General features: G+C 66.9%; 14 protein-coding genes. 7 read left to right on the top strand and 7 right to left on the bottom strand.

What is annotated here, in order from left to right:
* Positions 1-68 precede the first annotated feature (68 nt).
* Entirely contained in the window at positions 69-1,256 is a 1,188-nt protein-coding gene (locus QZM67_RS10370; RefSeq protein WP_301802477.1) for a glycosyltransferase, read from the bottom strand.
* Positions 1,257-1,658: 402 nt separating this feature from the next.
* Here QZM67_RS10370 and ispH point away from each other — a divergent pair, with 402 nt between their 5' ends.
* Together ispH and hpnH are read left to right on the top strand one after the other, a co-directional pair.
* Positions 1,659-2,600 (top strand): 4-hydroxy-3-methylbut-2-enyl diphosphate reductase, encoded by a 942-nt coding sequence (gene ispH, locus QZM67_RS10365; RefSeq protein ID WP_039349543.1) that lies wholly within the window; start codon positions 1,659-1,661, stop codon positions 2,598-2,600.
* Positions 2,601-2,612: 12 nt separating this feature from the next.
* On the top strand, positions 2,613-3,773 hold the full coding sequence (hpnH, locus tag QZM67_RS10360; protein WP_175023790.1) for an adenosyl-hopene transferase HpnH: 1,161 nt from the start codon (positions 2,613-2,615) through the stop codon (positions 3,771-3,773).
* Positions 3,774-3,999: 226 nt separating this feature from the next.
* On the opposite strand, the gene QZM67_RS10355 is transcribed toward hpnH, so the two are convergent.
* The 3 genes from QZM67_RS10355 to QZM67_RS10345 are packed head-to-tail and all read right to left on the bottom strand — an operon-like array spanning position 4,000 to position 5,089.
* Complete coding sequence (locus QZM67_RS10355; RefSeq protein ID WP_175023789.1) at positions 4,000-4,488, bottom strand: hypothetical protein; 489 nt, start codon at positions 4,486-4,488, stop codon at positions 4,000-4,002.
* Positions 4,485-4,697, bottom strand: coding sequence for a hypothetical protein (locus QZM67_RS10350; RefSeq protein ID WP_301802471.1), 213 nt, complete (start codon positions 4,695-4,697; stop codon positions 4,485-4,487). Before QZM67_RS10350 ends, QZM67_RS10355 begins: the two co-directional genes overlap by 4 nt.
* A gap of 14 nt (positions 4,698-4,711) precedes the next feature.
* On the bottom strand, positions 4,712-5,089 hold the full coding sequence (locus QZM67_RS10345) for a hypothetical protein (protein WP_089451618.1): 378 nt from the start codon (positions 5,087-5,089) through the stop codon (positions 4,712-4,714).
* A 491-nt stretch (positions 5,090-5,580) separates the two neighbouring features.
* Between QZM67_RS10345 and QZM67_RS10340 the strand changes: the two genes are divergently transcribed.
* From QZM67_RS10340 to QZM67_RS10330, 3 genes are all read left to right on the top strand, one after another.
* Positions 5,581-5,934 (top strand): DOPA 4,5-dioxygenase family protein, encoded by a 354-nt coding sequence (locus tag QZM67_RS10340; RefSeq protein ID WP_043181234.1) that lies wholly within the window; start codon positions 5,581-5,583, stop codon positions 5,932-5,934.
* A gap of 118 nt (positions 5,935-6,052) precedes the next feature.
* Entirely contained in the window at positions 6,053-6,484 is a 432-nt protein-coding gene (locus QZM67_RS10335) for a nuclear transport factor 2 family protein (protein WP_301802467.1), read from the top strand.
* Positions 6,481-7,893 carry an MFS transporter gene (locus tag QZM67_RS10330; RefSeq protein ID WP_301802466.1) on the top strand — a complete coding sequence of 471 codons (1,413 nt, stop codon included), beginning with the start codon at positions 6,481-6,483 and terminating at the stop codon, positions 7,891-7,893. The genes QZM67_RS10335 and QZM67_RS10330 overlap by 4 nt, the downstream gene beginning before the upstream one ends.
* Positions 7,894-7,957: 64 nt before the next feature.
* Here the strand turns inward: QZM67_RS10330 and QZM67_RS10325 are convergent, their stop codons facing one another.
* The 3 genes from QZM67_RS10325 to QZM67_RS10315 all read right to left on the bottom strand — a co-directional run bounded on the left by QZM67_RS10325 (position 7,958) and on the right by QZM67_RS10315 (position 11,070).
* The gene (locus QZM67_RS10325) at positions 7,958-8,578 is read right to left on the bottom strand and encodes a hemolysin III family protein (RefSeq protein ID WP_043181237.1); all 621 of its coding nucleotides are present in this window, start codon (positions 8,576-8,578) and stop codon (positions 7,958-7,960) included.
* A gap of 194 nt (positions 8,579-8,772) precedes the next feature.
* Positions 8,773-8,979, bottom strand: a complete 207-nt coding sequence (locus QZM67_RS10320) for a YbdD/YjiX family protein (RefSeq protein ID WP_011353713.1) — start codon at positions 8,977-8,979, stop codon at positions 8,773-8,775.
* Between the two features lie 12 nt (positions 8,980-8,991).
* Complete coding sequence (locus QZM67_RS10315; protein WP_301802463.1) at positions 8,992-11,070, bottom strand: carbon starvation CstA family protein; 2,079 nt, start codon at positions 11,068-11,070, stop codon at positions 8,992-8,994.
* Between the two features lie 270 nt (positions 11,071-11,340).
* Between QZM67_RS10315 and dapF the strand changes: the two genes are divergently transcribed.
* Together dapF and QZM67_RS10305 are read left to right on the top strand one after the other, a co-directional pair.
* Positions 11,341-12,153: a diaminopimelate epimerase gene (gene dapF, locus QZM67_RS10310; protein WP_301802874.1), complete on the top strand. Its 813-nt coding sequence runs from the start codon at positions 11,341-11,343 to the stop codon at positions 12,151-12,153.
* On the top strand, positions 12,150-13,034 hold the full coding sequence (locus tag QZM67_RS10305; protein WP_301802460.1) for an RNA polymerase sigma-70 factor: 885 nt from the start codon (positions 12,150-12,152) through the stop codon (positions 13,032-13,034). Before dapF ends, QZM67_RS10305 begins: the two co-directional genes overlap by 4 nt.
* Positions 13,035-13,138: the final 104 nt, after the last annotated feature.

Raw genomic sequence — 13,138 nt, 5'->3', positions numbered from 1 at the left:
ACCGGTTCGCACCGATCGGGCTGTCTGTTTTCTTCCGGCTACCGGGAGGAGCGCCTCCCGGCAAACGCTCAGCGATCCACCGGCGCCTGCACGCGCGCCTTCCACTGGCCGCCCTTGCCGCGCCAGTAGCGCCACGCGGACGCGAACGTCGCGCCGACGTAGAACAGCGCGACGAGCGGCAGCGCCGGCGCCCACAGCGGCGAGCGCCGGTAGTAGCGCAGCATCGGCGCATACGCGGCGCACATCGACGCCCACGCGAGCCACGCCGGCCATGCGCGCGCGCCGTACGCGAGCGCCGCGGCGGGCGGCACGAGATAGATGATCGTCATCCCGAGCAGCGTGCCGGCCAGCAGCAGCGGCGAATAGTGCAGCTGCGTGAACGCGGTGCGTGCGATCATGTTCCAGATGTCGCGCCAGCTGTCGTACGGACGCAACGACACGCTGCGGTCGGCCAGGTCGAGCCGGATCGGATGGCGGCCTTCGCCGCGATGCTTGATCTGCGCGGCGAGGCTGCAGTCGTCGATCAGCGCGCCGCGGATCGACTCGATGCCACCCGCTTCCTCGAGCGCCGTGCGCTTGACGAGCATGCAGCCGCCCGCGGCGCCGGCCGTCCGGTTACGCGGGTTGTTGATCCACGAGAACGGATAGAGCTTCGCGAAGAAGAACACGAACGCCGGGATCAGCGCCTTTTCCCAGAACGAATCGCAGCGCAGCCGCACCATCAGCGACACGAGATCGCGGTTCTCGGCCTGCGCACGCGTGACGAGCTGCGCGACGGCGTCGGGCGGATGGCCGATGTCGGCATCCGTCAGCAGCAGGTAGTCGGCCGGCAGGCCGAGCGTCTGCACCGCGGCGATCCCCTGCGACTGCGCCCACACCTTGCCCGACCAGCCGGCCGGCAGCGGCTTGGCGGCCAACACCGTCAGCCGGTCGGCGCGGTTGATCGCGAGCGCGGCAGCGCGGGCCGCGTCGGCGGTGCCGTCGTCGCTGTGGTCGTCGACAATGATCAGATGAAAATCGCCCGGGTAATCCTGCTCGAGCAGCGAAGTCGCCGCCCGTGCGATCACGTCGGCCTCGTTGCGCGCCGGCACGACCGCGACGACGGCCGGCCAGCCGGCCTCCGCCGCGGCGCCGCGCGCGTCGGGCGGCAGCGGCCGCGCGGGCACCGCGCGCCAGAAGCCGCCACGCGCGACGAGCAGCACGAGCCAGATCATCAGCGACAGGCCGGACACCAGGAAAGCGAGGACCAGCATCATCGGCACGCCTCCTGCCGGGCACCGGCATGGGAAAATTCAATAGGGGTCAGGAACAAAACGCCCGAAACCGCACGGGCGGCCGGGCAAAACGCGTAAGAATCGACGGTCATCGAATGGCCTTGAAATGAGCGCGACGCCGGGCAGCCGGAGCGGCTGCCCGCGAAACCGCATAGTTTACTGGGTTCCGCGCGCGCCAGCGCCGACGCGGCTCTCCCGCAAATGCAACACGCCATTCACAGCACCGAAGCAAGGACTTCCCGATAGAGTTAAAATGCGCGATTAATTCGGGGTTCCGGGGCCTGGCCGGCCGGTTCGTTCCTGCCTTCATAACATCAAGCCGGGGCGAGCGAGCGAGTGCCAGCTCCTCGAACCCCGGCGTCTGTCGTCGGAGTTCGCTCACTTATGCGAGTCATCCTTGCCCAGCCCCGCGGCTTTTGTGCGGGGGTTGTCCGTGCGATCGAGATCGTCGACCGCGCGCTGCAACAGCACGGTGCGCCGGTCTATGTGCGTCATGAGATCGTGCATAACCGGCATGTCGTCGAAAACCTGCGTAATAAAGGGGCGCGATTCGTTGAGGAACTCGACGAGGTGCCCCACGGTGCTGTCGCGATCTTCAGCGCGCACGGTGTCGCCCAGACGGTCGAGCGCGACGCGGAAACGCGCGGGCTCGACGTGCTCGACGCCACCTGCCCGCTCGTCACGAAAGTGCACGTGCAGGGCCGCCAGTATGTCGCGGCGGGCCGCCGGCTGATCCTGATCGGCCATGCGGGCCACCCGGAAGTCGAGGGTACGATCGGCCAGATTCCGGCCGAGGTGATCCTCGTGCAGAGCGAAGCAGAAGTCGATACGCTGACGCTGCCCGTCGACACGCCGGTCGCGTACATCACGCAGACCACGCTGTCGGTCGACGATACGCGCGGCATCATCGAAGCGCTGCAGCGCCGGTTCACCGACCTCGTCGGCCCGGACACGCGCGACATCTGCTACGCGACGCAAAATCGCCAGGCCGCCGTGCGCGAGCTGAGCGAACAGGTTGACGTACTGCTCGTCGTCGGTGCGACGAACAGCTCGAACTCGAACCGCCTGCGCGAGATCGGCACCGAAAGTGGTGTGCCGAGCTACCTCGTCGCCGACGGTTCAGAAGTCAAGGCCGAATGGTTCGCGAATGCGAAGACCGTTGGGCTGACCGCCGGGGCGTCCGCGCCCGAGGAGATGGTCGAAGATGTAATTGGCGCGTTGCGCGCGCTGGGTCCCGTCGACGTCACGACGATGGCGGGCCGTGAGGAAAAAGTCGAATTCAAGCTGCCGGCGAAGCTCACGCAAGCTGTCGCCCGCGAAGTTTAAGGAGGACATCTCTTGTCTATTCCGCTGCTCCAGCAAGTCCGCGTCGGCGCGTACATCACGCGCCAACACCTGTCCGGCAACAAACGCTATCCGCTCGCGCTGATGCTCGAGCCGCTGTTCCGCTGCAACCTCGCGTGCAACGGCTGCGGCAAGATCGATTACCCGGATCCCATCCTGAACCAGCGTCTGTCCGTCCAGGAATGCCTGGAAGCGGTCGACGAGTGCGGCGCACCGATCGTGTCGATCGCAGGCGGCGAGCCGCTGCTGCACAAGGAAATGCCGGAAATCGTCCGCGGCATCATGAAGCGCAAGAAGTTCGTCTACCTCTGCACGAACGCGCTGCTGATGGAAAAGAAGATGGACGACTACAAGCCGAGCCCGTACTTCGTGTGGTCGGTTCACCTCGACGGCGACCAGCAGGCGCACGACCACTCGGTGTCGCAGGAAGGCGTGTACGACAAGGCGGTCGCGGCGATCAAGGAAGCGAAACGCCGCGGCTTCCGCGTGAACATCAACTGCACGCTGTTCAACGATGCCGTGCCGGAACGCGTCGCGAAGTTCTTCGATACGCTGGGCCCGATCGGCGTCGACGGCATCACCGTGTCGCCGGGCTACGCGTACGAGCGCGCACCGGATCAGCAGCACTTCCTGAACCGCGACAAGACGAAGAACCTGTTCCGCGAGATCCTGAAGCGCGGCGACGGCGGCAAGCGCTGGTCGTTCAGCCAGTCGTCGCTGTTCCTCGACTTCCTGGCCGGCAACCAGACCTACAAGTGCACGCCGTGGGGCAACCCGGCGCGTACCGTGTTCGGCTGGCAAAAGCCGTGCTATCTGGTCGGCGAAGGTTACGTGAAGACCTTCAAGGAACTGATGGAAGACACGAACTGGGACAACTACGGCGTCGGCAACTACGAGAAGTGCGCGGACTGCATGGTCCACTGCGGCTTCGAAGCGACCGCCGTGATGGACACGATGGCGCATCCGCTGAAGGCGTTCGCCGTGAGCCGCAAGGGCATCAAGACCGACGGCCCGTTCGCACCGGACATTCCGATCGACAAGCAGCGCCCGGCCGAGTACGTGTTCTCGCGTCACGTCGAGATCAAGCTCGAGGAAATCCAGCGCGCCGGCAAGGGCAAGCTGCAAAAGCAGGCGAAGCCGGCCGCAGCAGCCTAAGCGCGTTTCGCCACGCGGGGGCCGAGCCTCCGCGCCGGCGGGAAAAAAGAAGCGCCACGGAGTCCGCTCCGTGGCGCTTTTGTTTTGGGCCGCGGCTTTGGGTCGCGTTCCACCGTCATCGTATCGGTGCCGCAGCCGCGCAATCGTCGACGTAGCGCAATTGCGGCGGCCACGCCGGTGCGGCTGGCCCTGTCTCCTCCACCCTCCCTGCGAAACCGGTACGCCGCTACGCGGCCAGCGATTCGGCCGCATGCATGCGCATCTTCTCCGCCGCGCTCGCGACGAGCGCCGGCTGGCCGCTCGACGCGAAGGTGCAGACGTGCTCCCACAGCTCGGCCAGCCGATGCCGCGTGAGCGTCGTGACGCACGCGTCGTTCGCCGCGAGCACATGCTCGAGCACCGCGCATTCGTCGTCGCGCAACGTCCATGTGCCGCTTTGCGCCGCGCGCGCCACGCCTGCGTCGAGCGCACGCTCCGCATCGACGCACAGGTCGATGTCCGCGTCAGCGCACACCGCGTCGTCGAGCGCCAGGAACACCAGGTAGACACTCGTGCGCAAGCGCAACAGCAGCGCCTCGCTGCCATGCCCGCCACGCAGCGCGACGAGCGCCATGTGGCATTTCAGCGAGATGTCGCGCGCATGCACGGGCGGCAGCGGCAGCAGCCACTCGCGGGTCAGCGGCACGTGGCGACGGTGCTTCCGGGAGCTCTTCATGATTGGCCCCCGCTTGCGAGCGCGTCGCCCGCCGCGACGGCCGGCCATGCGCTGCGGCACGCAACGGCGTCACGGCGCGCATCGCGCGGGTGCTTCACGCGACGCTGCGCGCCGTGCCCATCGTTGCGCCGCTGCGTCGCTCGCGCGTCCGGCAGCCGGCGCGGCGCCGACGCGCGCACGACGCCGGCAAATCGGATCGTGCAAGCCATGCTCGTCTCCTGCATCAGAACGTGTTCTCGCCCTTCAGGTAGTACGCGGTCTTCACGAAGAACGCCTTGACCGGATGGCCGCCCTGCACGTCGCGCGCGGCGCGTGCTTCCATCTCGGCCCGCTCTTCGCGCGACCGGTCCGGCACCGGATTGCGGACACGTTCGAGCGCACGCTGCATCGCAAGCGGATAGTTCTGGTTACCGGCCGACGTCGCGCGATAGCCGGTGCGCGTCATCTGCATCAGTTGTGCGTCGGTCTCGGCACGCGCCGCCCACCAGCTCGACAGTGAGGCATTCGGTGCGCCATCGGTGACGGCACTCTGGGCAAAACTGACGGCGGGCAGCGCAACGAGTGCGCAGGAAAGTACCGCAACGGGAACGAGGGATCGCATAGTGGCCTCCAGTTGGTTGTCCCCGCATCGATCGTGTTCGACGATGCGTTGAAACCATCGTATGTCGCGCTGCATTCCACTTGAATAGCCGAATCTGCAATTGATATTTTCGGCTTCGGAATTCGGTGCGCAAACCGCGTCATGCGCGAATCCCGCCAAATCGGAATTTCTTTAATTCATTCAACGCCCTGATCGCCATTGTTCAGACGATCCGAAGCGGCGCACACCGCGCTTTTTCAATTTCTGAAATGACGTGTTGCCGGTGCGATCGTGGCCGGCGTACCTGCGACAAGGCTTCCGGCGTGATATCGCGCGTGCGGATACCTCGATCTCGGGCTTTTTCGAATCGAACCGTTTTTGTGATTCAGGACAAATCATCGCGCCCGAACGACCGGATAGCGACACGACGCGCCCGGCAAGGACGCGCGATAATCACGCATCGGCCGTTTCGCACGGCACCTCATGCATTCCCATTTTTATCGAGTCCTTTCATGGCTGCCCTCGACACCACCGCCATCGACAGTTGGCACGCGCACGTCTATTTCGATGCCGCCAGCCGCGACGCGGCCTGGGCGTTTCGCCAGGTCGTCGACGAACGGTTCGGCGCGGTCATCGAACTCGGCCGCTTTCACGAGCGCCTCGTTGGCCCGCACCCGGCCTGGTCGTACCAGATCGCATTCGACGCCACGCGCTTCGACGACATCGTGCCGTGGCTCGTGCTGAACCACGGCGCGCTCGATATCTTCCTGCATCCGAATACGAACGACGAACTGCGCGACCATCGCGATTGCGCGGTGTGGATCGGGAAATCGTATGTGCTGAATCTCGACGCGCTGGCGGGATAACAGCCGGCACGCGACCGCGTGCGCCACGGTGACATCCACGTTTCGGGTTGACGTGAAACGTCCCGCGGCGACGCGCCCCTACAGTGGGTTCCGTTATCGATGCTTCCAGGAACCCGCCATGTCACACGCCGACACCGACGCCCGGCACATTTATGAAGGCTGGCATGCAGCCGTCGTTGCGCGCGACGTCGATGCGCTGATGTCGCTGTACGCGGACGACGCGGTGCTCGAGACGCCGCTGATCGTCGTCACGCTGCCCGACCACGGCTCCGGCGTGCTGCACGGCAAGGCGGCGATCGGTGCATTCTTCGCGGCGGGCCTGCGCAATCCGGGCAACAAGTTAGGGCGCTGGTACCGCACCGGGCTGTTCTTCTCGAACGGCCGCCAGCTCACGTGGGAATATCCGCGCGCTACGCCGAACGGCGACCAGGTCGATCTTGTCGAGGTGATGGATCTGCGCGACGGGCTGATCGCGCATCATCGCGTCTATTGGGGGTGGATCGGCTTTCTCGCACTGCAAGCCGCTTCGGCTGCTGCGGACCGCGCATGACGGCCACCGCCGCACCGACCACGGCCGCCGCCCGCCGTGTGCTCGCCGCAACCTGCGTCAGCTACACGCTCGTGCTGCTCGACGCGTCCATCGTCAACGTCGCGCTCATCGACATCGCCGATACGTTCGGCAGCCACGTGGCCGGCCTGCAGTGGATCGTGAACGCGTACACGCTCGCGTTCGCGAGCCTGCTGATGACGGGCGGCACGCTCGGCGACCGGCTCGGCGATCGCACCGTCTATATCGCGGGGCTCGCGGTATTCGTTGCCGCGTCAGCACTGTGCGGCGTCGCGCCGAACCTTCCGGCGCTCGCGATCGCCCGCGCGTTGCAAGGTATCGGCAGCGCGATGCTGGTGCCCTGCTCGCTCGCGCTGCTCAATCGCGCATTCCCCGAACCGGCCGCGCGCGCATCGGCGATCAGCCTGTGGATGGGCTGCGGCGGCATCGCGATGGCGTCGGGCCCGTTGATCGGCGGCCTGCTGATCCATCTGTTCGGGTGGCGCAGCCTCTTCTTCGTGAACCTGCCGCTCGGGCTTGCCGGCATCTGGCTCGGCCGCACGGTCACGCGCGCCGCCGTCGTCGACGCCTCGCGGCATTTCGACTGGGGCGGCCAGGCCGCGGCCATCATCGCGATCGCGGCGCTGATCGGCACGCTGATCGAAGGCCCGTCGCTCGGCTGGCGCTCGGCGCCGATCGTCGGCGGCGCGGTGACGAGCGTCGTCGCGTGGATCGCGTTCGTCGCGATCGAAGCGCGCCGCCGCGAGCCGATGCTGCCGCTCGCGTTCTTCCGCAACCGGCTGTTCGCCGGCTCGACGTTCGTGTCGATGGCGTCGGCGTTCGTGTTCTACGGCCTGCTGTTCGTGCTCAGCCTGTTCTATCGGCAGATCCGCGGCGCGAGCCCGCTCGATACGGGGCTCGCGTTTCTGCCGATGACCGCGATGGTCGCGCTCGGCGGGCTGTGCTCGGGCTGGCTCGTTGCGCGCTTCGGCTCGCGTGGCGCGATGTGCGCGGCGTTTGGGCTCTATGCGGCCGGCGCGCTCGGCATGACGGGCATCGGTGCAACGACACCCGCGTGGCTCGCTATCGCGCCGATGCTCGCGATCGGCTTCGCATCGGGATTCATCTCGCCGGCTGCGACATCGCCTGCGCTCGGGACGGTCGACCGGCGCCGCGCCGGCGTGGCGGCGGCCGCGCTGAACGCGGCGCGGCAGAGTGGATCGGCGCTTGGTGTGGCAATTTTCGGTGCGTGCATCGCGACACTGCAGCCGTTTCCGGCGGCGATGCGGGTAGCGCTCGGCATCGCGACCGGATTGTCGGCACTCGCCGCCGCGACATGGTGGATCACGGCGCGGCCGACACCGGCACCCGGCGAACCGGCCGCGCAGCTGCGAACCGCGACGCGCCGGTAACGCATGCTCCGGCAGGCGCTCCCGCGATACAGCGCGCCGTCATCGGCTCAACGCCGCCTTCCGCTCACGCGACATACATCGCGACACTGACGAACTGGCACAGGCTCCCTGCCAGCACGAACAGATGCCAGATACCGTGCCCGTGGCGGATGCGTTCGTCGTTGATGAAGAAGTAGATCCCCGCGCTGTAGATCAAGCCGCCCGCCACGAGCCACGCGGTACCGACTGGCGGCAGCGCATGGATCAGCGGACGCACCGCGACAAGCGCGAGCCAGCCCATCGCCACGTACAGGATCATCGACAACATGCGCGTGCGCCGGCCGAGCGTCAGTTCCTGCACGATCCCGAACACGGCCAGCCCCCAGCTCACGCCGAACAGCGACCAGCCCCACGGGCCGCGCAACGTCACCAGCGTGAACGGCGTATAGCTGCCGGCGATCAGCAGGTAGATCGCCGAGTGGTCGCACTTCTGCAGAATGGCTTTCAGGCGCGGATTGCGCACGCTGTGGTACAGCGTCGAGATCGCATAGAGCAGGATCAGCATCGCGCCGTACACGCTGAAGCTCACGACCTTGTACGGATCGCCTTCGAGCGCGCCCATCGTCACGAGCGCCACAAGGCCAGCCACCGACAGCACCGCGCCGACGAGATGGGAAATGCTGTTGAAACGCTCACCGACATGCACGACGTGTTCTCCTGCGGGTCCATCGGGAAAGATACACCCTATGATACCGGCCGCCGGTCCGTGCCGTGCTGCGCGCCGGCAAACGGTGCGGCGAATCCCGCTGCATGCGCGCCGCCGGCCCGCCAAAGAAAAAGCGCCGCGAAATCCCTCGCGGCGCTTCCCTGTCGATCACCGAACCGCTGCGGCGGTGCGGTTCAACAGCACTTCCCTGCCCCCGACCCGTACCGCGCATTCTGACGCTCGCGGAAGAATTCCTCGTACGTCATCGGCTCGCGGTCCGGATGGGTCGCGCGCATGTGCGCGACGTAGGTGTCGTAGTCGGGCAGGCCGACCATCAGCCGCAACGCCTGCCCGAGGTAACGCCCCGCGCTGCGCAGGTCGCTGCCCAGATCGCTGAACATCGCGGCCTCTCCTTAACGTCCGCTGCCGAGCGCCTGCGCGGCCGGCATCGCTTCGTACGGCGTCTCGCGCACGGTCGGCTTCGACTCGCGGCGCGCGCGCAGCACGGCGATCACGCCGTACACCGCGATCGCCACGACGACGAAGATGAACAGCCCGGCCAGCGCCGCATCGATGTAGTCGTTGAAGATGATCCGCTGCATCTGCGCGATCGACTTCGCCGGCGCGAGCACCTTGCCTTCGTCCACCGCGGCCTGCAGCTTCGCGGCGTGCGCGAGGAAGCTGACCTTCGGGTTCGCGTCGAAAATCTTCTGCCAGCCGGCGGTCAGCGTGCAGATCAGCAGCCATACGGTCGGCACGATCGTCACCCACGCATAGCGCTCGCGCTTCATCTTGAACAGCACGACGGTGCCGAGCACCAGCGCGATCGCGGCGAGCATCTGGTTCGAGATGCCGAACAGCGGCCACAGCGTGTTGATGCCGCCGAGCGGATCGACCACGCCCTGATACAGGAAGTAGCCCCACGCGGCCACGCACAGCGCGGTGGCGACCAGGTTCGCGGGCAGCGACTCGGTACGCTTGAGCGCCGGGTGGAACGTGCCGAGCAGGTCCTGCAGCATGAAGCGGCCCGCGCGCGTGCCGGCGTCGACGGCCGTCAGGATGAACAGCGCCTCGAACAGGATCGCGAAGTGATACCAGAACGCCATCATCGCTTCGCCGCCGATCACCTGGTGCAGGATGTGCGCCATGCCGACAGCCAGCGTCGGTGCGCCGCCCGCGCGCGCGATGATCGTCGTTTCGCCGACGGCCTTCGCGGTCTGCGTCAGCATGTCGGGCGTCAGCACGAAGCCCCATTGCGTGACCGTGTTCACCACCGCTTCCGGCGTCGAGCCGAGCACGGCGGCCGGCGCGTTCATCGCGAAGTAGATGCCCGGTTCGATCACGCTCGCGGCGACCAGCGCCATGATCGCAACGAACGATTCCATCAGCATCGCGCCGTAACCGATGAAGCGCGCGTTGGTTTCGTTGTCGATCAGCTTCGGCGTCGTGCCCGACGAGATCAGCGCGTGGAAACCCGACACCGCGCCGCACGCGATCGTGATGAACAGGAACGGGAACAGGCCGCCCGACCACACCGGGCCCGTGCCGTCGACGAACTTCGTCAGCGCGGGCATCTTCAGTTCCGGTGCGACGACCAGGATGCCGATCGCGAGGCCGAGGATCGTGCCGATCTTCAGGAAGGTCGACAGGTAGTCGCGCGGCGCGAGCAGCAGCCACACCGGCAGCACCGATGCGACGAAGCCGTAGCCGATCAGGATCCACGTGAGCTGCGTGCCCGTGAACGTGAACCATGCGGCGAGCGTCGGCGAATCGTGCACGTGCTGGCCGAACGCGATCGACGCCATCAGCAGCACGAAACCGATGATCGACACTTCGCCGATGCGGCCCGGACGGATGTAGCGCGTATAGACGCCCATGAACAGCGCGATCGGAATCGTCGCGGCGACGGTGAACGTGCCCCACGGCGAATTGGTCAGCGCCTTCACGACGATCAGCGCGAGCACCGCGAGGATGATCACCATGATCAGGAACGCGCCGAACAGCGCGATCACGCCGGGTACCGTGCCGAGCTCCATCTTGACGAGATCGCCGAGCGAGCGGCCGTCGCGGCGCGTCGAGATGAACAGCACGATGAAGTCCTGCACCGCGCCGGCGAACACGACGCCGGCCAGGATCCACAGCATGCCGGGCATGTAGCCCATCTGCGCGGCGAGCACGGGCCCGACGAGCGGGCCGGCGCCGGCGATCGCGGCAAAGTGATGGCCGAACAGCACGTACTTGTTGGTCGGCACGTAGTCGAGGCCGTCGTTGTACTTGACGGCCGGCGTCATGCGCAGCCCGTCGAGCTGCATCACCTTGCTGGCGATGAAACGGCTGTAGAAGCGATACGCGATCAGATACACGCAGACTGCGGCGATCACGATCCAGAGGGCACTGACGCGCTCGCCGTGTGCGAGTGCAATCGTGCCGAACGCGAACGCGCCGAGCAGCGCGACCGCAATCCAGAGCAGGGTACTGGAAGCCCGATTCATGGCGTCTCCTGGTCTCCAATGTGGTTTTAGATGGCGTGCGGCGAAGGTGCCACACACGCGTGACGTCGATGCGTCATGCCACGGCCTCGCAACGGCCGCGACGATGGGCCGTAGTATTCCGTGCGACAGGGGTGGCTTACAAGCGGATAACTACGTATGCGGAGCTACGTAGAATTACGTAGACGTATGCCGCAGGTGCGCCATCGGCGGCGATTGATCGCGACCGGCGAGCCACGTAAAGTGTTCGCCTGCCTCCATTCCGGAACCGCCATGCCGATCGGATTTCAGAAAATGAACGCGAACGGCGATGACTTCGTCATCGTCGACCTGCGCGGTCAGGATCAGGATCGAGTACACCGCATCGACCGCGACCTCGTGCGGCGCATGGGCGACCGACGCTGCGGGATCGGCTTCAACCAGCTCGCGGTGATGTCGGACTGCGACGACGCGGCCGCGCGCGTCGCGTTCCGGAACCCCGACGGCTCGACGCTCGATACCTGCGGCAGCGCGACGCGCGGGGTCGCGTGGAAGCTGATGCGGGAAACCGGCGCGGCGTCGGTCGTGCTGCGCACGAATCGCGGGCGCCTGCGCTGCTCGCACGATGCGCAAGGGCTGATCAAGGTCGAGATGGGCGCGCCGCGCATCGGCTGGCAGGACATCCCCACCGCCGAGGAAGCCGACACGCTCGCCCTGCCGCTGCCCGGCGCACCGTCCGCATGCAGCATGGGCAATCCGCACTGCACGTTCTTCGTCGACGATGCCGATGCGGTCGATCTCGAAACGTTCGGCCCGTCGATCGAAACCCATCCGCTGTTTCCGCAGCGCACCAACGTGCATGTCGTGCAGGTCGTCAGCCGTTCGCACATTCGCCTTCGCATCTGGGAGCGCGGTGGCGGCGTGCCGCTCGGGTCCGGCTCGTGTTCGTGCGGCGCGGCGGTCAACGGCATCCGGCGCGGGCTGCTCGACGATACGGTGCGGGTGACGTGCGACGGCGGCGACGTCGCCGTTCAATGGGACGGCACCGGCAGCGTGTTCCTGAGCGGGCCGGTTGCGTTCGGGTTCAGCGGGGTGTGGCCGTCATGAGCAACGACGCACAGACCTTCCACGCGCTGCGCCCGCGCCTGCAGAAGATCGCCTACCGGATGCTCGGCTCCGTCGCGGACGCCGAGGACATCGTCCAGGATGTGTGGCTGCGCTGGCACGAAGCCGCACGCGACAGCATCGAGAACAGCGAAGCGTGGCTCGTCGCGGTCACGACCCGGACCTCGATCGACCGCCTGCGCGCGGCAAAGATCCGGCGCGAACACTACACGGGTATCTGGCTGCCCGAGCCGGAACTCGGCGAATCGCCCGCGACGCCCGAGGAAATGACGGAGCGCGCGAGCGACGTATCGGTTGCGTACCTGCTGCTGCTCGAACGGTTGACGCCGGAAGCGCGCGCGGCCTTCCTGCTGCATGAAATCTTCGAGTTCGACTACGGCCAGGTCGCCGACGCGATCGGCAAGACCGAAGCCGCGTGCCGGCAGCTCGTCAGCCGGGCCAGGGCACGGCTGCGCGACGACACCCCGACGCGGCATGCGGTGCCGCACGAAACGCATCGCCGGCTGCTGCAGACGTTCACGCACGCGCTCGCACGCGGCGACTTCCCGTCGATCCAGGCGCTGCTCGCCGAAGACGCGACGCTGATCGGCGACGGCGGCGGCAAGGTCACGAGCTTCCCGAAGCCGATGGTCGGCGGCCGACGTATCGCTCAACTGTTCTATGCGACGTGGTTGCGCTGCGGCAGCGGTGTCGAGATGCGGCCCGTCGTGCTGAACGGCCAGTGGGCGATGCTGCGCTTCATCGACGGACAGCTCGAATCGGCGATGTCGTTCGAGACCGACGGCACGCGCATCGCCCGGATTCTCGTCCAGCGCAACCCCGACAAGCTCGCCCGGATCGCGGCCGCCTGCACCGCCGACTGACGCGCGCTCGGCGCGTCACGCGCCAAGCGCGGCCGCCGTCGCGCCGGGATTGGTGCAGTGTGCGCAACACGATGCGTCCCTGTGCAGGCCTACCGCGCGGCGCG

Source organism: Burkholderia sp. AU45251 (assembly GCF_030482905.1).
Classification (GTDB): domain Bacteria; phylum Pseudomonadota; class Gammaproteobacteria; order Burkholderiales; family Burkholderiaceae; genus Burkholderia; species Burkholderia aenigmatica.
Note: the sequence above shows the minus strand (reverse complement) of the source record. Positions and strands in the feature narration are given on the sequence as shown.

Excerpts from the sequence above, each read along its gene's own strand:
- dapF (WP_301802874.1), top strand. The coding sequence starts at position 11,341 with ATGCCGATCGGATTTCAGAAAATGAACGCGAACGGCGATGACTTCGTC.
- QZM67_RS10320 (WP_011353713.1), bottom strand. The coding sequence starts at position 8,979 with ATGTTCAGCGATCTGGGCAGCGACCTGCGCAGCGCGGGGCGTTACCTC.
- QZM67_RS10355 (WP_175023789.1), bottom strand. The coding sequence starts at position 4,488 with ATGAAGAGCTCCCGGAAGCACCGTCGCCACGTGCCGCTGACCCGCGAG.
- QZM67_RS10305 (WP_301802460.1), top strand. The coding sequence starts at position 12,150 with ATGAGCAACGACGCACAGACCTTCCACGCGCTGCGCCCGCGCCTGCAG.
- QZM67_RS10335 (WP_301802467.1), top strand. The coding sequence starts at position 6,053 with ATGTCACACGCCGACACCGACGCCCGGCACATTTATGAAGGCTGGCAT.
- QZM67_RS10370 (WP_301802477.1), bottom strand. The coding sequence starts at position 1,256 with ATGATGCTGGTCCTCGCTTTCCTGGTGTCCGGCCTGTCGCTGATGATC.
- QZM67_RS10345 (WP_089451618.1), bottom strand. The coding sequence starts at position 5,089 with ATGCGATCCCTCGTTCCCGTTGCGGTACTTTCCTGCGCACTCGTTGCG.
- QZM67_RS10340 (WP_043181234.1), top strand. The coding sequence starts at position 5,581 with ATGGCTGCCCTCGACACCACCGCCATCGACAGTTGGCACGCGCACGTC.
- QZM67_RS10315 (WP_301802463.1), bottom strand. The coding sequence starts at position 11,070 with ATGAATCGGGCTTCCAGTACCCTGCTCTGGATTGCGGTCGCGCTGCTC.
- QZM67_RS10330 (WP_301802466.1), top strand. The coding sequence starts at position 6,481 with ATGACGGCCACCGCCGCACCGACCACGGCCGCCGCCCGCCGTGTGCTC.
- ispH (WP_039349543.1), top strand. The coding sequence starts at position 1,659 with ATGCGAGTCATCCTTGCCCAGCCCCGCGGCTTTTGTGCGGGGGTTGTC.
- QZM67_RS10350 (WP_301802471.1), bottom strand. The coding sequence starts at position 4,697 with ATGGCTTGCACGATCCGATTTGCCGGCGTCGTGCGCGCGTCGGCGCCG.